The organism is Lutimonas saemankumensis (genome assembly GCF_020171465.1).
Classification (GTDB): domain Bacteria; phylum Bacteroidota; class Bacteroidia; order Flavobacteriales; family Flavobacteriaceae; genus Lutimonas; species Lutimonas saemankumensis.
Map to the genome: position 1 here is coordinate 84,653 of NZ_JAIUZR010000001.1, position 18,742 is coordinate 103,394.

At 40.1% G+C, this 18,742-nt stretch carries 13 protein-coding genes; 9 read left to right on the forward strand and 4 right to left on the reverse strand.

Annotated features, from left to right (window positions below):
• Window position 1: 1 nt before the first annotated feature.
• A complete protein-coding gene (locus LCM02_RS00360; RefSeq protein WP_224926322.1) occupies window positions 2–964 on the reverse strand; it encodes an AAA family ATPase in 963 nt (320 codons plus the stop codon).
• A 154-nt stretch (window positions 965–1,118) separates the two neighbouring features.
• Here LCM02_RS00360 and LCM02_RS00365 point away from each other — a divergent pair, with 154 nt between their 5' ends.
• From LCM02_RS00365 to LCM02_RS00375, 3 genes are all read left to right on the forward strand, one after another.
• Entirely contained in the window at window positions 1,119–2,285 is a 1,167-nt protein-coding gene (locus LCM02_RS00365; RefSeq protein ID WP_224926323.1) for a glycoside hydrolase family 53 protein, read from the forward strand.
• A 69-nt stretch (window positions 2,286–2,354) separates the two neighbouring features.
• Entirely contained in the window at window positions 2,355–2,936 is a 582-nt protein-coding gene (locus tag LCM02_RS00370) for a hypothetical protein (RefSeq protein ID WP_224926324.1), read from the forward strand.
• 10 nt (window positions 2,937–2,946) lie between these two features.
• Window positions 2,947–3,711 (forward strand): creatininase family protein, encoded by a 765-nt coding sequence (locus LCM02_RS00375; protein WP_224926325.1) that lies wholly within the window; start codon window positions 2,947–2,949, stop codon window positions 3,709–3,711.
• Window positions 3,712–3,802: 91 nt separating this feature from the next.
• On the opposite strand, the gene LCM02_RS00380 is transcribed toward LCM02_RS00375, so the two are convergent.
• A complete protein-coding gene (locus tag LCM02_RS00380; RefSeq protein WP_224926326.1) occupies window positions 3,803–4,525 on the reverse strand; it encodes a hypothetical protein in 723 nt (240 codons plus the stop codon).
• Window positions 4,526–4,698: 173 nt separating this feature from the next.
• Between LCM02_RS00380 and LCM02_RS00385 the strand changes: the two genes are divergently transcribed.
• Entirely contained in the window at window positions 4,699–6,279 is a 1,581-nt protein-coding gene (locus LCM02_RS00385) for an L-serine ammonia-lyase, iron-sulfur-dependent, subunit alpha (RefSeq protein WP_224926327.1), read from the forward strand.
• Window positions 6,280–6,367: 88 nt separating this feature from the next.
• Here the strand turns inward: LCM02_RS00385 and LCM02_RS00390 are convergent, their stop codons facing one another.
• Entirely contained in the window at window positions 6,368–7,513 is a 1,146-nt protein-coding gene (locus LCM02_RS00390; RefSeq protein ID WP_224926328.1) for a saccharopine dehydrogenase family protein, read from the reverse strand.
• A 258-nt stretch (window positions 7,514–7,771) separates the two neighbouring features.
• Here LCM02_RS00390 and LCM02_RS00395 point away from each other — a divergent pair, with 258 nt between their 5' ends.
• Window positions 7,772–8,728 carry a hypothetical protein gene (locus LCM02_RS00395; RefSeq protein ID WP_224926329.1) on the forward strand — a complete coding sequence of 319 codons (957 nt, stop codon included), beginning with the start codon at window positions 7,772–7,774 and terminating at the stop codon, window positions 8,726–8,728.
• A 16-nt stretch (window positions 8,729–8,744) separates the two neighbouring features.
• On the opposite strand, the gene LCM02_RS00400 is transcribed toward LCM02_RS00395, so the two are convergent.
• Complete coding sequence (locus tag LCM02_RS00400) at window positions 8,745–12,077, reverse strand: VCBS repeat-containing protein (protein ID WP_224926330.1); 3,333 nt, start codon at window positions 12,075–12,077, stop codon at window positions 8,745–8,747.
• 381 nt (window positions 12,078–12,458) lie between these two features.
• Here LCM02_RS00400 and LCM02_RS00405 point away from each other — a divergent pair, with 381 nt between their 5' ends.
• From LCM02_RS00405 to LCM02_RS00420, 4 genes are read left to right on the forward strand one after another with little or no spacing between them, the layout of a single operon-like run.
• Complete coding sequence (locus LCM02_RS00405; RefSeq protein ID WP_224926331.1) at window positions 12,459–14,105, forward strand: CRTAC1 family protein; 1,647 nt, start codon at window positions 12,459–12,461, stop codon at window positions 14,103–14,105.
• A 10-nt stretch (window positions 14,106–14,115) separates the two neighbouring features.
• A complete protein-coding gene (locus tag LCM02_RS00410; RefSeq protein ID WP_224926332.1) occupies window positions 14,116–15,519 on the forward strand; it encodes an HzsA-related protein in 1,404 nt (467 codons plus the stop codon).
• A gap of 4 nt (window positions 15,520–15,523) precedes the next feature.
• Window positions 15,524–17,557, forward strand: coding sequence for a YncE family protein (locus LCM02_RS00415; RefSeq protein WP_224926333.1), 2,034 nt, complete (start codon window positions 15,524–15,526; stop codon window positions 17,555–17,557).
• 10 nt (window positions 17,558–17,567) lie between these two features.
• Window positions 17,568–18,722 carry a ligand-binding sensor domain-containing protein gene (locus tag LCM02_RS00420; protein WP_224926334.1) on the forward strand — a complete coding sequence of 385 codons (1,155 nt, stop codon included), beginning with the start codon at window positions 17,568–17,570 and terminating at the stop codon, window positions 18,720–18,722.
• Window positions 18,723–18,742: the final 20 nt, after the last annotated feature.

Below are 18,742 nucleotides of genomic sequence, written 5' to 3' on the forward strand. Positions count from 1 at the left end.
ATCAGGCTATTACCGCAACTTGCTTTAAAATTTCGTCGATAACCTGGTCCGGGGTGATCCCGTCTGCATTTGCCTCATAACTTAGGATAAGCCTATGACGTAAACAGTCATGCACCACGGCTCTTATATTGTCAGGATCTACAAAGTTTTTACCATTCATCCAGGCATGGGTCCTACTCGAGCGGTCCATGGCAATACTTCCTCTTGGGCTCGCCCCAAAATCGATCCAGCTAGCCAGTTCTTCACTGTATTTACTTGGATATCTTGTGGCAGATACAAGATCAACAATGTATTTCTCCATATTTTCCGAAATAGCAACCTGATCAATTTCCTTTCTCGCTTCAAATACTACTTCCGGAGACAGTTTTTTCGCTTCTTTGACCTTGGCGAATTGCTCCTCCCTGTTTAACCTTAAAATCTCAAGTTCAGAGTCATCATCTGGATAATCGATCATGACATGCATCAGGAACCGATCCATTTGTGCTTCCGGAAGAGGATAGGTACCTTCCTGTTCTACAGGATTCTGGGTGGCCAATACCATAAAAAGAGGATCCATTTTATAGGTTTTTCCGGCTACCGAAACTTGGCGTTCCTCCATGGCTTCCAAAAGTGCCGACTGTACCTTTGCCGGAGATCTGTTTATCTCATCCGCCAGAATCAGATTGCTAAATATTGGGCCTTTTTGAAAAATGAACTTTTCTTTTGACTCAGGCTGATAAATTTCGGTTCCTGTTATATCCGAAGGAAGAAGGTCCGGGGTAAACTGAATTCTGCTCAAGCCGCAATCAAGTTCATTTGCCAAAGATTTAATAGCCCTGGTTTTTGCCAGTCCCGGCAATCCTTCCAAAAGCATATTACCATTGGAAAGTAAAACCAAAATAAGCCTTTCAATCAATTTTTGCTGGCCAATAATGGATTTTGACATATTCTTTTTGAGTAGTAATACCGATTCAAGTGCTGTCATAAGTGGGATCAATTAATTTTCTGTTAAAGATAATTATTCTCTGAGTTGTTTCATAAGATAAATATTTCATTAGGACAGCAGTAATTATAAAATTCACATTATTCATAAATCTTTCTTTTAAATGTTTTAAGTTTACTCGTTAAAGGGTTTTACCATGAAAATCATAATAATCATTCTTAGTTTCGTTTTTGGATTCATTGTTTTTATCTCTTGTGAAAAAAAGGAAACTTTGAGCGAATTCCCTACTGCTAATGGTGGCGATGATCAGATTATAAATGGAGAGTCAGATTCACAGGTAGGTTTCTATCTGGGTGCCGATCTATCCTATGTTAATGAAATGATTGATTGCGGGGCTGTCTTCAGAAATTCAAATAATGAAATAAAGAATCCGTATTCGATTTTTAAAAATGCAGGAGCCAATTTAATCCGGGTACGTCTATGGCATAACCCGGAGTGGACGGCATATTCTAATTTTGAAGATGTTACACTTACCATTAAAAGAGCGAGGGAGGAAAATATGAAAGTTTTGCTGGACTTTCATTATTCAGATACCTGGGCGGACCCACATAAACAGCAAATTCCCGAAGCCTGGAAAGAACATATCAACGACCGTGAGGTTTTGGGAAATTTACTTTATGATTATACATATTCCACATTAACCCGTTTGGCAGAGGTTGGATTACTGCCGGAAATGGTTCAGGTAGGAAATGAGATCAATCCGATGATCCTTCAGGACGGCGAATTGAAATGGCCTATAGATTGGGAAAGAAATTCCTATTTAATCAATAAGGGCATTGAAGCAGTAAGAACTGTTTCTAAGGAGCAGGATACTGAGCTTGAAGTTATGCTCCATATCGCACAGCCGGAAAACGGTATCTGGTGGTTTAAAGAAGCGACAGAGAGCGGAATATCTGATTTTGACTGGATTGGCCTGTCCTATTATCCCAAATGGTCGGAATATGATTTGAATGATGTTGAGAACGCTTTCAGGACTTTGATCCAAACCTATAAAAAAAGGCTTATGGTAGTTGAAACTGCCTATCCTTTTACCATGGAGAATGCCGATACTGCGAACAATATTTTGGGTAATGACGCACTTGTTCCTGGGTATCCTGCAACAGAACAGGGCCAGTTGGATTATTTGATTCGTTTGAAGAAAAGTGTAAAAGATGCCGGAGGTGAAGGACTCATATATTGGGAGCCCGCTTGGGTATCTACTGACTGCGAGACGCTTTGGGGAACAGGTTCTCACTGGGATAATACCACTCTATTTGATCATGATAACAGGGTTACCAAAGGAATTCAATTTTATATGGATTAAGCAAAAGAAAGTTAAGAATGCCTTATCTTAGCTATTGAAATATATGACAAACCTTAACCACCATTTACCATGAAATCATTCAAATCATGCATTCTTGCTACGGCTTTATTTTTTTTAACATCAGTTGACCTTCTCTCCCAGGAAAAAAGGCCATCTCGTGAAAAATGGGACCAGGTTAGTATGCAGGGAACTGTAACTGAAATCAATGCAGAAACCAGAGAAATCACTTTAATGGGTAACGATGGCGGATTAGTTACAATGACCGCTGGGGAAGAAGTAGAACGATTTGATGAAATTGCTGTTGACGATGTTATAAAATTTGAATATTACACCTATTTAAAGGCGGAATTCAGGGATCCGACTCCCGAAGAAATAGCAGAGCCGGTTCAGATGATTGCCGAAGCAGGTAAGGCTCCTGAAGGAGTTGATCCGGCAGCTGCAGTCGGAGCCTTGGTAAAGGCCGTAGTGACAATTGAAGCATTGAACAGGCCTTTTATGGTAGCAACAGTAAGTGGCCCCAATGGGAATTACGTAAGTATTCCAATGGAAGATGAGGAGTTGATGAAAGAACTTCGTATTGGTGAAGTGTTAATTCTCACCTATGCTGAGGCAATGGCCATTGGATTGGAAAAGGTTGAATTAGCCAAATAAATAATTTGTTATGAGACCCTATATCCTTGCCGAAACCAACTGGAAACATCTTAAAAATGAAAAAATAGAACTGGCCGTCTTGCCATGGGGAGCAACCGAAGCTCATAATTATCATTTACCGTATGGCACAGATAACATAGAATCAGAATATCTTGCCGCTGAATCTGCAAGACTGGCCTGGGAAAATGGCGCCAAATTAATTGTCCTGCCTACCATCCCGTTTGGAGTGAATACAGGTCAAAGTGATATTTATCTCGATATTAATTTAAACCCTTCAACTCAACTATCCATTCTAAGAGATATTATAACAGTTTTAAACCGGCAAGGCATTTATAAATTATTGATCTTTAACAGTCATGGCGGGAATGATTTTAAAACCATGCTCCGGGAATTAGGTTTGGAGTTTCCAAAAATGTTTTTGTGCAGTTCCAATTGGTTTCAGGCCTTGGATAGATTAAAATACTTCGAGCTGGATGGAGATCATGCCGAAGAGATGGAAACCAGTCTGATCATGTATTTTAAGCCTGAACTTGTCCTGCCAAAAGAGGAATGGGGTGAAGGGAAAGAAAAAAAGCACAAGATTACAGCCTTCTCAGAACAATGGCTCTGGACAGAGCGAAAATGGTCAGAAGTAAGTGAAGATACTGGTATAGGAAACCCAAAATTCGCTTCCAAAGAAAAAGGAGAACGTTTTTTTAAGGACGTTACAAAGAAAATTGGAAAAACCCTTGAGGAATTGTGCAAACTGGATCTTAAGGACAGCTATGAGAGTTGATCCAGATCGATTTCATGGTTTTAATTCCAGATATCTATGACATGAAAGCCAGTGATAAAATTTTAGGAAAAATCTGATATTCATTTCTGTTTTAGTCCGTGAATCCTATATCCTGAAAGTAGTCAGCCACCTCCAAAATAGAAGAAAAAACGGCTGCCAGGATCAGCTGTGTCTGGGGTTCTGTTTTTTCAGAGATCCATATAAATTTTTTATAGCTGAATGAGCCGCCGGAATAGTATTGCATGGCCCCGATAGGGTATTCATCAATAAAAGCTTCTATTCCCTTTGGTGCCGTATTTTCTGATTTGTTAGTTGGATCGCCTACGACATTTTTAAACAGAATTTCTTCTTCGCCATTTGTCAGGAAGATATCTTTTAGCGATAGGTCGGTGGCATCTTCTGGCTTATTGATAAGCAATACCCAAAGGTCTTCCTCATCCAGACTCGTAGTGATATAAATACTGATGTCATTCAGTCCTTGAGTTTCCTGAGCACTATTTGATCCTTTTTGATTTCCTGAAGCATCTATTTTGGCTAAATCCCCTTTGTTATTCTTAAGTTCGAAAGAAAAAAGAAGTTCATTGACATCATTTCCTTCTTTCTTACCCGCCCCCTTTCTGTTATCCGAACTGTAGACCCCAAATTTTAATTTAGCCGGTTTCGACTCCGTGATCATACCAATTTTTATCAGTTGTCTGACACTGGCTTTCTCTAGCACGGGATCAATCGGAATTTGATCCTTTTGAGCATGCATCAGAAACGGTGAGATTATGGCTATAATCGTAAATAAGGCTATGGAATATTTTTTTAGCATTTTTATTCTGTATTAGCTGAATGAAGGCATTCACGAAAATAAAGGTTTGTTTCCAAATTAAAAAATGAACCTAATAAGACTTTCAGCAGAATAATGATTTAAAAATTTATGTGTAATTTTAGTCGAATCAAGCGGTTTTCAGCGTTTGCAATAATTGTTTTAAGATCAGTATTATGAAAAACTTGCCGAGCATATTTAATGATGTAATTGGCCCTGTAATGAGGGGGCCGTCCAGTTCTCATACAGCTGCCTCCTGGAGAGTTGGGATGATGGCTGTTCAAATGATTGAGGGAAACCTAAGAAAAGCTTTGATCGAATTTGACAAAGACGGGGCTTGGGTAACGAATTATGAAGAACAGGGAACAGTGTTGGGTATGAATGGGGGCCTGTTAGGAATAGATATGTCAGATGATGCCATGAAACAAAATGAAAGAATTGCTTCAGAAAGAGGTGTGCAGATAAATTACAATATCAGCTCTTTTGAAAACTCACATGCCAACAGCATGCAGCTGACTCTTGGCTCAGATAAAAATGATCAAGTTAAAATACTGGCGGCCTCATTGGGTGGAGGTTCCTTTGAGATCCAGAAGATCGATGAATGCAGGGTGAAGATGAAAGGAGATCGTTATGGACTTCTTATCTGGTCTGAGGACAATTTAAATAATGAATTGGAAAAGTTGAAGCCGCAAGGATCTAATTTGAAGGTAGTTGAGATGCCTGATTTTAATTTGCATTTCATGGAGAATGCAGATCCTTTTAGAAAAGACCTTGAGGAACATATCAAAAATTGGAAGGAAGTCATGAAAGTATGCAATATAGTTCCAATCATGCCGGTAATCTCAGGAAGGGAGAAGGAACTCCCATTTTCTTCAATTGATTCACTCATTGAATTCAGTAGAAGTAAAAATATGTCTTTGGGGGAACTTGGTTTGATGTATGAAGGATATCGAAGCGGACTTTCTGAGAATGAGTTAAAAGATAAAATGACCGAGCTCATAGAGATTATAGAAGGAAGTATTTCCATTGGTCTGGCCGGAACTGACTTTCAAGACCGAATTCTGCCGCAGCAATCGCATCTTGTGGCTAAAGCTGAGAAAAAAGGAAATATCCTTCAAGGTTCCATTATCAATAAGATTGTGGCCAATGTTGCTGCAATAATGGAATCTAAAAGTGCTCTGGAGGTTATCGTTGCCAATCCCACTGCTGGTTCTTGCGGGACGGTTGGTGCGGCTTTAAAGGCGGTATCGGATGAGGTTGAAGCGAGTATGGATGAAAAAATTATGGCTTATTTTGCATCTGGTTTAGTAGGAGCCTATTTTGCCATGGGGCCGGGATTTTCAGCCGAAGAACATGGCTGTCAGGTAGAATGTGGTGCTTCTGCCGGAATGGCGGCAGCTGCAATAGTGGAACTGTTCGAGGGTAATGCCAGTCAGGCCCTCGGGGCAGCATCGATGGCAATTCAAAATATGATAGGTTTGGTGTGTGACCCCATTGCCGACAGAGTAGAAGCTCCGTGCCTGGGTAAGAACACAAGTGCTGCAGTTAATGCTTTATCTTCTGCTACCATGGCTCTCTCAGGTTTTGCCCATCTAATTCCTCTTGATCAGGTTCTTGATACCGTGGAAAGAGTCAGCGCCGACATGCCAACTTGTGTTAAATGTACGGGGTTAGGAGGATTGGCCATAACTCCTGCGGCAGTTAAATTGAAAAAACAACTTGAAAAGATCAAGGCTGACGGTGAAAGGATCTCTTGATTAAAACACAACTTTTAAACAAAAAACCCTCAGGTTCACCTGAGGGTTTTTTCTCTTTAGAGATTTATTTTGAGACCGTTATTTGAATTTATTTTTCCAGGATCCTTGATTTTTTTACATAATGAATATTCCGCTCTTTTAAATAATTCAGAAAATATTCAAAACAAGGTCTGTGTCTTCCCACTAACTCTGGAGGAAAGACTCCTTTTTCTGAAAATAATCCTTCAAGGAAAAGGTTTGCAGCTGCAGTGGCGGTGTATCCTGTGGTTCTTGACATTGATGAGGTCTTTGTTGAATGACAATATTCATCGTGAAGATCGTAGGTAACTTCTTCAATTTGTCCCAGACTGTTTTCACCCTTTAAGGTAATCCGCATCACAGTAATTTCTTCTTCCTCCTCGCCAAGTTTCCACTCTTTGAAAAGTATAGAGCTTGTCACATCAAGAGGACAGATTTTAGTTCCTTTAACCTCAATGTAATTCTTATCAAAAAAACCACTTTCTTTCAAAGCCTTGATATACTCAACATGCCCGGGATATCTAAGGGTTTTTTCCTTCATGTTTAAAATGTGGGGCATGGTATGAATAATCGACCTTAAGCCATCGGTATTAAAGGATTCCAAGGTACCTAACTTGTCAAAGTGAATGTATTCGCAGTCGGTAAGGGCCTCACGGACCACTTCATGGCCATTTTCTACATATCTTGCAGGTCGGATATATTCTTCAATTACATCGATAGGGGAAAAAGGAGCCTTATAACAGAACGGCCACTTTTTCTCCTTGGGAAGTCCTCCTACAAGGCACTCGAAATCCGTTAGCTTCATAATTTCATTATAGTGCCCAAGGATAATGTTATCCATACCCGGAGCAACTCCACAATCCACAATGGCCGTTACATTGTTCTCTTTTGCCAAAAGGTCAAGTTCAAGTGAATTTTCAGCAAAGAAAGAAATGTCGATAACATTCTTCTTGGCTTCAATTATGGATTTTAAGGTCTCAAAACCCAGAAATCCGGGAACTGCACAAATGACGAGATCAAAGGGTTGAATTTGATTTTGCAGTGATTCTTTATGGGTCACATCTAACTTTTGAATATGTATTTGAGGATGTGATTTTTTTATCTTTTCGAGCCTTGATGGACTGATGTCTGTTAAGGTTACTTCGTGATTTAGGGCCATGTCAACTGCCATTGCACTCCCAACCATACCGGCTCCGATAACGATTACTTTATTCATGTTTATTGTTTAAAAGTTAAAATAATTTTTAGGGTAAGTTCCGGGAATAAACCTACAATCCCGGTATTAAAATCCAGGGCATTTCATCCGGTTTTTTGATCAGAGAATACATTAAGACAAATATGCAATTTTTAGCTGACAATTTGTGATCATTTTTAAGGGGTAATCAGTTTTTTCCCATTTTGACAAGCCTTTCTCCGGGATTATTTTCCCTTTTTTGATTACTTTTAGTTATTGAGAACAAAAGCTATTTGCGTTATGACTAAAATAGAGAGCCCCTGGTTGCTTTTATTACTAATTACAGTTTTGATTTTTGGCTGTAGCGGAGATGATACTGAATCGGGAATGGAAGATGAGGTGTCTTTGGGTGAATTCATAGATGAAAGTACTTACAGGGTTTTTCCGCAGGCCTCTCAAAATTTTGAAGTTGCAGAGTTTAGGCTATGGCTTCCGGAAACAGATAAAGAGCTGAAAGCTGTAGCGGTTTTGCTACAAGGCCATAATTCAAATGGTATGGGCTTAACTAAATCTCCTCTTTGGCGGGATTTTGCCAGAAAAGAAAACCTTGCACTGCTAGGTATTCATTTCAAATCGGATGGTCAGGGCGGATATTATTCTCATTCTGAAGAGGGCAGCGGGCTGGCTTTATTGCTGGCTTTGGAAAAATTATCGGAAAAGGCCGGAAAGGAATACCTCAAGGATTTACCTTTTTTGTTAAGAGGCTTTTCTGCAGGAGGTTTGTTTAGCCATAGTTTTTCTGCATTCAGGCACGAAAGGGTTTTGGCATTTGGAAACATAAGAGGAGGAGGCTTAGATTTGACTCCTGATGTTAACAAGGGGGTCCCTGGAATTATGTTTTATGGAGAAAACGATTTTCAGCATAGAAACGACAGGATTATTGAAGTTGTTGAATTAAAGCGGAGTATTGGAGCAAACTGGAGCCTTGTAAAAGAACCCGTGGTGGATCATTTTGGACGTCTTGACCGAACGGATTCTCTTTTACAAAAATTGTTCACCAAGGTTTTGGCCAAAAGACTTAAAGGAGGCTCTATGGAACTTCAGCCCCTTGATGAATCAGAAGGCTGGCTGGGCAATCATAATAGTTTTGAAATCCAGGCTTATGAAAATTATTCAGGAGATAAGTCCAGGGCCTCCTGGTTGATCGATGAAGAATTTGCCAGAGAATGGCAGCGATTCCAACGTGAAAGAAACTGATTCTTCAGATCAAGAACTATGGCGTTGTAAAGATTTTTATTTTCTCGTTGTTCTGGGTAGCGATAATCAGTTTCTGATTGAAACGGTCCGTGATTTGAATCAAATGTTTTGATTGTCCCTGTACTTTAAATCCAGATTTTCTACTGGGAACAACTTCGAAGTCTTTACCGTTGGTTTTGACCATTAATCCTGTAAGCGCATCAAACTGGCCATAATTAGACTCAGCGCTAAAATCATTGCCGACCACCAGGAATTCCTTTTGTCCATCATTATCGAAGTCTTCGATAAGCATATCGTTGATCGGAGAAACCTGAAGGGCGTCATGAAAAGGATGGACCATAAAATTTCCATTCCCGAGATTTTCCATATAAGAGCTGGCGAACGTGGAAGCCTTTAAGGTTTCAGCCTCCAGATCCTCAATTTTAAGGATACTCTCGAAAGTGACACTTGCAAAATCCTCGAAAGAGTAAAACTGAACCATGGATTCTGGAAATTGTAATTTGATGTCCTCCCTTCCATGAACAGGATAAAGGATCTCTTTTCCTTCGTGTTCAAAATACTGGCCCAGCAGAGGATCCAGTTTTCCATTGCCATCGTAGTCTTTGTTGTACACATACAGAGGATAATTCTTTTTTGGTTTATAATAGGAATTTAAGCCCTGGTTCCCAGCAATGAAATCCAGATCTCCGTCCTGATCAAAGTCATGGGCCTGAATGCAATTCCACCATCCTTCTACCTCAATGGGTACATTTTCCTTATTGACCCATTTTAAATCTGATTTTTCAAGTTTACCCTTATTATTTTTATAGATTTTAACGGGCATAAATTCACCGGATACGATTAGATCCTCCCATTGATCGTTGTCAATATCAGTCCAGATAGCGTCCGTAATCATACCTGCATCCTGAATTACCGAATTTTCCTCAAGATGAAATGTTCCATTATCGTTTATCAATATGGAGCTTTCAGGTGTTTTGGGATAGTTGTAAGGTGTTATTCGTGCACCGATAAACAGGTCCATATCCTGATCATGGTCAATATCAACCGCCCTCACGCATCCGGTGCTGTTGAAAATTTCAGGTAGCGCCTTTTTATCTCTTGTAAAATGTCCTTTTCCGTCATTAATATACAGGCGATCCAGGAATCGTGGTGAGTTTTCAAAGAATTCATTTCCCCCACTGCCTACGTAAAGATCGAGGTCCTTGTCGTTATCCACATCAATAAAAACCGCATCAGTATCTTCAAAAACTGAATCGAGCACTTGTTTGGGATAAAATTTTCCGTTTTCATCCTGAAACCAAATTGAACCTGGTTCGTTGTAACTTCCGCCGATAAAAATTTCGTCTCCCTCGATCCCGTCAATATTTCCAGCAGCTATGCAAGGACCCGATTGGGAATACTGTCTCATCAATAAGGGTTGATCCGTATATTCATTGAATTTATTCTCCTTGTGTACAAAGGGCAGAATGGAATCCTGATTTGTAAACAAAAATTCATTTTTTGATTTTGGACGGTGGTTTTGTCTAGCCTCTTTTTGATTTAGTTCCAGGAGTTGATTTGGATCAGGGTTATTTATTTTTGTCACTGTTCCATCCGGCCAGATCACCTTTAAAGAGTCAATGGGTTCAGAACTTAATCCAAAGTGAATAATGGGCTCCACGGAAGACAGGTACCCCCTAATAACGGAATGAAACTGATGCTGTTCTTTTCCTTTTTGCCAGATTGAAACCTTGGATCCAATGGCTCCTGTGTTTTGTCCCTTACCAACTAATTTTACACGTAAGTAATTGTTTTTCAGCTGCTCCGAGCTCTGATTTTCCAACAGAAATGCCTTCCCGTTTATGTTGCTGACTACCAGGTCAAGATCCCCGTCGAGATCAAGGTCTGCATAGGCTACACCATTAGATAAAGACGGGACTGGTTCGGTCCAGTGTCCGGACACATCTGAAAACAGATTACCTTCCTTTTGCTCGTAGAAAAAATTAGGTTCCTCAATGGCCGGTAATTCCATTACGTATTTTTTCAACTTGTTTTTACTCGGGGTAAAGACAGTACTTTTTTGAGCCGTGAAATTGAGGTAATCCAAATCTATAATGTCTTTGATATAGCCATTACTTACATATATGTCCTTGTCTCCGTCATTGTCGAAATCAACCATCAGGCCGGCCCAGCTCCAGTCTGTACTGGAAATTCCTTTCTGAAAAGCAACCTCACTGCTTCTCACGGGTTCCCCGTTAAGATGGCCATTTCCCAGCTGAAGTGTGTTTCTCATATATTGGGCTGTATAATCATTTCCCGTGATCACCATATGAGCCATATAATTCATTCCTCCAAGGACCCTTTTCTGTCTGTTGTAGCTATTGGGAAGCATGTCAAGAACGTAAATGTCCCAGATACCGTCGTTATTAATATCTGCAATATCCATCCCCATGCCATTCGTGGTCATATGCCCAATATACTTTTTATTTGATTCGATAAATTCCGGATTGATGCTATCCCTGTGAGCCTTGTTCAAATAAAGAAGATCTTCTGTAATAAAGTCGTTGGAGACATAAACATCAACCAATTGATCATTGTTGAAGTCCGCAATCCCGACCCCAAGGCCGAAACCTTTATGCGTTATATTCAGTTCCTCGGACACATTTTTAAATACCGGGTGATCGACCCCTTCCTTGCTTTCATTTCTAAGCATGTAATCGGTAAGGTATTCGGGCCAGTACTTTTTAGGCCTTGGTGTATTCCGGTTGAAGTGGGTGTTGTTTTTATTATGGACGATGTATACGTCTAAGTCTCCATCCAGATCGTAGTCAAAAAACACCGATTGTGTGGAGTAATTTCCGTCATCCAGGCCGTATTCATGAGCCATTTCTTTAAAAACAGGAATTCCATTCTTATTTACCCCCTGATTGACAAATAAAAGGTTATTACAGTTATTTTCACATTTGACACCGGCAACATTTAAATATATATCATCGAGGCCATCAGCATTGATATCAACAACAGATACACCCGTGATCCAGCTTGATGTTTTAACATTCGCTTCTTCCGTAATATCCTGAAACCTAAGACTTCCTTTGTTGAGATACAAAGCTGAAGAAATCTGATTACCGGTAAAAACCACATCATAGAGCCCATCATTATTGAAATCTCCAATACCAACACCACCGCCATTGAAGCAATTGAGGCATTCACTTGGGTTTACACTGTCGTTTTCTATAATTACATTTGAAAAGTTGAGACCTGAAACTTCAGGGTCCACCATTTTGAACAAATCTTTTTTAGGGTCGCGGTTACAACTTATTAAAAGGGTGGTACATACTAGTGTAACAAAAAATAAATGTCTCCTCATAAACTTGGAATTGATTTCTCTGACTTTTCGGTTTATTCACTTCAGCCTTTAGACCTGGGAACTTCCGCTTCATATTATAATCAGCCCATTATCCGATTTTGTGCCAAATATACTTCTTTTAATCCATGGAAATTTCGGTAAAGAAATAGTAAAACAAGATTTTTTTTAATGATTTATATCATTTTTTTTCAGCCAAAACTATCCCAACTTTGGCATGGAAACAAAAATCAAGGATCGGGCTCCTTTACAAGACTTCAGAAACTTTTGTTTTCAGGATATTTTGAATATTAAAACAGGTAACTGAAAGTGAGTTCAAATCATACGTATCAACAAAATATTTTTAGAAACAAATGCAGGAATCGCTTTCCGTTAAAAGCGTTTATGTATTGGTTTCTGGTATTTATTATCTTTTCATGTAAAACTGACCCCAAAGCCAAAAAGGCGGAATTGAATGCCAAACCTGTGCCCATACCTGTGACTCAGGATTTTTATCAGGAAATTGCCAAGGATATTGGATTGGACTTTGTCCATTCCATAGGTGCAGCCGAGATGGAAAATATTGTTGAATCAGTAGGGGGTGGTGCTGCTTTTCTTGATTATGATCAGGATGGATTTATGGACATATTTACCTGCAGTGGTACCTGGGTTGAGGGTTTCAGCAAAACCAAGCCGAAGAATACAGAAGGGCACAACCATCTATATAAGAATCTTGGGAATGGAACCTTTGAGGATGTAAGTGAGGAAGCCGGAATAAATAAATCCTTTTACAGCATGGGTATAACTGTTGGGGATATTAACAATGATGATTTTCCAGACATTTTTTTAAGTAATCACGGGAAGAACACGCTGTACCTAAATCTGGGTGATGGCTCATTTAAGGATGTTAGTTCAAAGGCAGCTGTTGAAGGAGGTGAGCAGTGCAGTGTGGGGGCCGTCTGGTTCGATTATGATAATGACGGGTTTCTTGACCTGTACGTGGGGAATTACCTGAATTTTGATCCTGAATATACCTACTATTACGCTCCGGATGGTTTTCCGGGTCCGTTGGCCTATGACAGCCAAAAGGATGTTCTCTACAGAAATAACGGAGATAATACCTTTGAAGATGTGACCGAGGCCATGGGGATTGTGGATATTGATGGTCGTGCCATGGGAGTTGGTGCAGCAGATTACGATGATGATGGCTATGTTGATATATACGTTGCGAATGACCATACGGTGAATTTTTTATGGCACAATGATCAGGGCAAAGGATTCACCGACCTTGGAACCTTATCAGGGACGGGATTCAGCCAGGCTGGAGAGGCTACGGTAAGTATGTCAGTTGATTTTGCGGATTACAATCATGACGAGAAACTGGATATATTTATTTCCGACGACAACTATTGCTCACTATATGAGAATATAGGGGATGGGATATTTCAGGATAATTCCTATGCATCAGGAATATCAATGGCCTCCGGACAATTTGTGGGCTGGTCATCTTCATTTCTGGATCATGATAACGATGGAGACCCGGATATTTTCAAGGCTAATGGAGAGCTTAAGCATCTTTACGGCCAGGAAGATCAGCTATTTGAAAATGTGGGTGATGGAAAATTTGAGGATTCCTCTTTGGAACTAGGACCTTATTTTGAAGAAGAAAATGTTGGAAGAGGTGCCTGTATGGGGGATTACGATAATGACGGGGATATGGACATCTTAGTGATTAATTTAAACGGGGAAGCCAAATTTTTAAGAAACAACAAAGGAAATAAAAACAATTGGATCCTTCTTGACCTTAAAGGCTCAAAAAGTAATCGGGACGGAATTGGTTCAAGAATAAAGATTCAATGTGGAGAGGATATTCAGACGGGACAAAGGAAAAGTACTACAGGATACTTATCACAAAATGATCCTCGCATGCATTTTGGACTTTTAGAAAATGAAGTTATAGATCGAATTGAGATTCAATGGCCCTCAGGTTCATCACAGGTGCTTGAAAATATCCGGGCAAATCAAATTTTAAAAATAGAAGAACCTTTATAGATCATAATTTATGAAAGTAAAATTACATGGTTTATCGGTATTTAGGTTACTGTCGATTTTGTCGCTTGTATTTTTTATGTCCTGTAACAAAGATACCCGAAACAAGGAGGTTCTTTTTACTGAGGTCCAAAAGGGTTCAGTATCAGCCGAATCCTTATTATTAGAGGCATACGGACTTGTACCGCAGGCGAGAATATTACGCTATAGTTTAAAAGAAAAAGGGGGTTCTGTTCGTTCTTTGACCCAGGATTTTTACTCAGCTTCCAATCCAAATATCAATTTTAACGGAAGAAGTATGATTTTTTCAGGACAGAAAAAAGATACTGATATCTGGCAGATCTATGAAATGAACCTTGAGGATAGTGAGATAATTCAACTGACAAATTCAGTGACAAATTGTTTATCTCCCGTTTACCTTCCGGACGGAAGCATTGTATTCAGTAAAGAAATTTCGGCAGATAAGGTAAAGGAATATGCCTTATTTAAAATCAAAAGAGATAGACAGGATGAGGAGCGAATTACCTTTTCTCCGGGATCCTATTTTGTTCTTAACACACTTCAAGACGGAAGGATCATTTGCGCAAAAATAAGAGCGGGGCAAAATGACCAGTCTCAACGAAAATTATTGGTGATGCGACCTGACGGAAGCAAAGAGATGTTGTTTTCGGTATCTGATCTTGAGCTGGTAAGGTCTGGGTTTGAGTCAACAGATGGTACAATTTATTTGTTTGAAAGTGATCCGAATAAGAAAGGGTCTGTATACAGCTTGAATTATAGTGACCCTTTGTTTACGAAACATATATTATCAGACAAAGTCAAGGATAAAACCCTGTCAATGTCATATAGCGAACCAGGTCGGTTGCTTTTGAGTTTTGATGATTCTGAAAAGAATGAGTCAGGGGTATATGAATTCAATATCATAGACAATTCCCTGTCTGGTCCTGTTTACAGCAACGCTAATTCAAAAGTCATAAGTATTGCTGCCATTCAAAAACGGAAGGTTCCCAAGAAAATTCCGAGTGAAGTGAATCATGAAGAGAATACAGCTCTTTTACTTTGTCAGGACGCAGGTTTTTACGGATTTCAATCCGAGGATGCTGCTGCTGCGAAAGCTGTAAAATTAGAAGTTATAGGAAAAAAATCAAGCTTGGGTATTGTAGACCTTGAATCTGATGGGTCAGTTTATTTGAAACTTAAGGCTGATACTCCTTTTCGTCTGCAAACCCTGGATGCCGAGAATAATATTGTTAACGGGCCCAGCAGCTGGATAAATTTAAGGCCCAATGAAAGACGGGCCTGTACGGGTTGTCATCAGGGAAACGATAGGGTACCAGACAACAGGCAGCCCCTGGCGGTAACCAAGGAACCCATATCTATTCCAAGGGTAAATGAACTTCTTGCTAAACAAGAATGAATAAATGAGTAAATTAAAACTATATATGATCATTGTTGCCTTGACGGGGTTAGTCCTACTCATATTTTTCCCGGGTCGTCAACTTGCCAGGGAACATGTCAATGAGCGGACTGCCGTAACAGATCATCCTTTGCTGTGTACTTCCTGCCATATCCCAATCTCAAAGAACAAACTGATCACAAGGATCATCAATGCCGATTATTATTCTCCGTTTAACCTTGCTGTTGACGCGACGAATCAATGGATGTATGTAGTGGCCCAGGATACCGATGAACTTTTAAAGGTGGATATGCAAAATGAAAAAGTCTTTGAAAAAATCAAAGTAGGAAATCATCCTCATTCGGTGATCATTGATGAAAAGTCGCAAAAGGCATACGTGAGCAATGAATGGTCCGATACAGTGAGCATTATAGACCTGTTGACGTTTAAGATCATTAAAACTGTTAAAACTGGAAACGGGCCTGCAGGAATCATGCTGGATAAAGAAAGAAAACATCTCTATGTTGTCAATTCCTTCGGATCGGATGTTTCAGTTTTTGATCTTTCGACCCTGAATGAGGTTAAAAGGCTTTCCACCGGAATCAATCCTACAGGAATTGCCATATCCCCATCAGGTGATCAGATGCTTATAACGGGAAGACGCGCAAATCTCGCAGATTTTAACGAGACTTTAATTACGGAAATTACGTTGATTGAAACGGCCGGACAGCGCATCACAAAGCTGAATATTGAATCAGCGTATCTCATGGAAAACGCGGTTTACGTTCCTGAAGGGGACCTTGCTTTCGTCACGCTTATACGACCAAAGAATCAGATTCCTTCTGTACAGGTTGAAGGAGGATGGATGATGACTCATGGCATAGGAGTTATCGAGAGAGGACGGCAAAACAGGGTTACACAATTCCTCCTTGACGAGCCTAACGCCTATTATCCGGATCCCTTTGATATAGAAATAACACCAGATGGTAAACGTCTTTTTGTATCGAGTTCAGGGGTGGATAAAATTTCCGTCATTGAGGTAGATTCAATAAGAAAAATACTGAACAGGAGCGATCAAAAGGAACGAGATCTTTTTGCCAATACCCTGGGATTAAGCAGACAATTTGTTTCGAAGAGAATTCAAACGGGTCATAACCCGAAAGGGCTTGGCATTTCTTCAGACGGGTCCGAGCTTTATGTAGCTGAGCAGTTGAATGATGCAATAACCATTATTGATACAGAAACCCTGTCAAAAAAGGGTAGTGTAAAATTGGGTGGCCCGGAACGGATCACAGTGGCACGTCAGGGGCGGAGATTGTTCAATAATGCCGGACATACTTTTCAGAACCAATATTCTTGTTATACCTGCCACCCTGATAACCACGAAGACGGGTTGGTCTATAATATGGCTGGTAAACAAATGGGTCGTAATCTGACCAATACCCAGTCTTTAAGAGAAATAGGGGACACGGCCCCGTTTAAATGGAATGGAAAGAATCAAACGGTCTATAAACAAGACGGAATGCGCTTTTCCACGGTTCTGACAAGGACAGAACAATTCAGCTATGACGATCTGGATGCCATAACGGCTTATATCATGCGAGGTATAAAACAACCTCCTAATCTGATGTATAATCCTACAGGTGAATTGACAGACTCTCAAAAAAGAGGAAAGATTCTGTTTGAAAGAAAGAAAGATAATTTTGGAAATCCGATCCCGGAGAACAATCGTTGTGTTACCTGTCATCCGGCTCCCTTGTTCACTGACCAGAAACTTTCCGATGTCAGTACACTCGCTGATTCTGATGATCCAACTCTTTTTGATACACCGCATTTAACAAATGTTTTTGCATCCCCACCTTATTTACATGACGGTCGGGCCAAGACCCTGGAAGAGATATGGACCATTTACGGAACCGATGACAAACATGGTCTGGTCAATGATATGAGTAAAACGGATTTGAATGATCTTATCAATTATTTAAAATCATTGAGGAGCCCGCAATATGATCAATTACAAATTGAAGTACAACACGGGTCTTTGCTAATTTCAAATTAATATGATGCTTATGAAGATACTACCAACACATAATCGTTATTCAGGAACAGTAATAATCATAGTTTTATTTATCGTTTTTTCGCTCGGATTTGTTTCAGAGAAGAAGGAGGGTAGCTCAGATCTGTCTCCGGAGACAGGGGAGATGCCCCTCTATGGAGAATGGAAACATTTTACGGTTAAAGATGGACTGCCTTCTGATAAAACCTATTGTGTACTTGTAGATAATGAGCGAATCCTTGTAGGAACGCATGAGGGACTTGCTGTTTACCAGAACAAAGAATGGACAACCTATACAACCCGGGATGGCCTTGCGCATAATGGGGTTTTATCCTTGGCCAAAAATGAACTTACAGGAGATATCTGGATTGGTACCTTGGGAGGTTTATCCAGATGGTCGGCCGGGAAGTTTGAAAATTTCAATCAAATGAACAGTGGTATGCCAAATGACCTGATATATTCGGTGGCCTGCGACGGAAAGGACGTTTGGGTAGCAACAGGTGGAGGAGCAGGGAAATATGATTCCTATTCTAAAGAATGGGAAATATATACGGAGGAAAATGCCCCCATGCATGAGCCATGGACATATGGAATTTGCACCGGTGATGATAAAATATTTATCGCTGCATGGGGTGGTGGAATTGTTGAATACAACAAAAAAAACTCGCAATTCAGAGACTATACGGATCCGGACGGGAACATGGAAATTGATTTGTTTCCAGACGACGGTATCGTGCATGATATCACAACCGGAGCATCCTGGTCTGAAGGTATGCTTTGGGTAGGAACCTATTTTGGACTCAGCCGTTATGACGGAACTCGATGGAAAGGATACTTTGATCATGACAGTGGACTAGCCAGTAATTTCATCAATTTCGTGAAGGCCTCTGGAAAATACGTTTTCATTTGCACAGACAGGGGTTTAAGCAGCACGGATGGCGAGAATTGGGTTACTTACACCAGAAATGACCAAAACAGTGATGGAAAAGCCAGGATATTACAAAAGGGATCTGTAAGAGAAGTAAAGCTTAGCCCATCCTTGACACATAACTATGTGCTTGGTGTGGACCTGAAAGATGACATGATCTGGGTGGCCACTTCTAAAGGGTTAAGCAGAGGGAAATTAATAAACAGAGAAAATCTTGGTCTGGCATTGTCGGACAAATAACATTATAGAACATTAGAAAA

Excerpts from the sequence above, each read along its gene's own strand:
- LCM02_RS00360 (WP_224926322.1), bottom strand. The coding sequence starts at position 964 with ATGACAGCACTTGAATCGGTATTACTACTCAAAAAGAATATGTCAAAA.
- LCM02_RS00385 (WP_224926327.1), top strand. The coding sequence starts at position 4,699 with ATGAAAAACTTGCCGAGCATATTTAATGATGTAATTGGCCCTGTAATG.
- LCM02_RS00380 (WP_224926326.1), bottom strand. The coding sequence starts at position 4,525 with ATGCTAAAAAAATATTCCATAGCCTTATTTACGATTATAGCCATAATC.
- LCM02_RS00400 (WP_224926330.1), bottom strand. The coding sequence starts at position 12,077 with ATGAGGAGACATTTATTTTTTGTTACACTAGTATGTACCACCCTTTTA.
- LCM02_RS00365 (WP_224926323.1), top strand. The coding sequence starts at position 1,119 with ATGAAAATCATAATAATCATTCTTAGTTTCGTTTTTGGATTCATTGTT.
- LCM02_RS00415 (WP_224926333.1), top strand. The coding sequence starts at position 15,524 with ATGAGTAAATTAAAACTATATATGATCATTGTTGCCTTGACGGGGTTA.
- LCM02_RS00420 (WP_224926334.1), top strand. The coding sequence starts at position 17,568 with ATGAAGATACTACCAACACATAATCGTTATTCAGGAACAGTAATAATC.
- LCM02_RS00390 (WP_224926328.1), bottom strand. The coding sequence starts at position 7,513 with ATGAATAAAGTAATCGTTATCGGAGCCGGTATGGTTGGGAGTGCAATG.
- LCM02_RS00375 (WP_224926325.1), top strand. The coding sequence starts at position 2,947 with ATGAGACCCTATATCCTTGCCGAAACCAACTGGAAACATCTTAAAAAT.
- LCM02_RS00410 (WP_224926332.1), top strand. The coding sequence starts at position 14,116 with ATGAAAGTAAAATTACATGGTTTATCGGTATTTAGGTTACTGTCGATT.
- LCM02_RS00395 (WP_224926329.1), top strand. The coding sequence starts at position 7,772 with ATGACTAAAATAGAGAGCCCCTGGTTGCTTTTATTACTAATTACAGTT.
- LCM02_RS00405 (WP_224926331.1), top strand. The coding sequence starts at position 12,459 with ATGTATTGGTTTCTGGTATTTATTATCTTTTCATGTAAAACTGACCCC.
- LCM02_RS00370 (WP_224926324.1), top strand. The coding sequence starts at position 2,355 with ATGAAATCATTCAAATCATGCATTCTTGCTACGGCTTTATTTTTTTTA.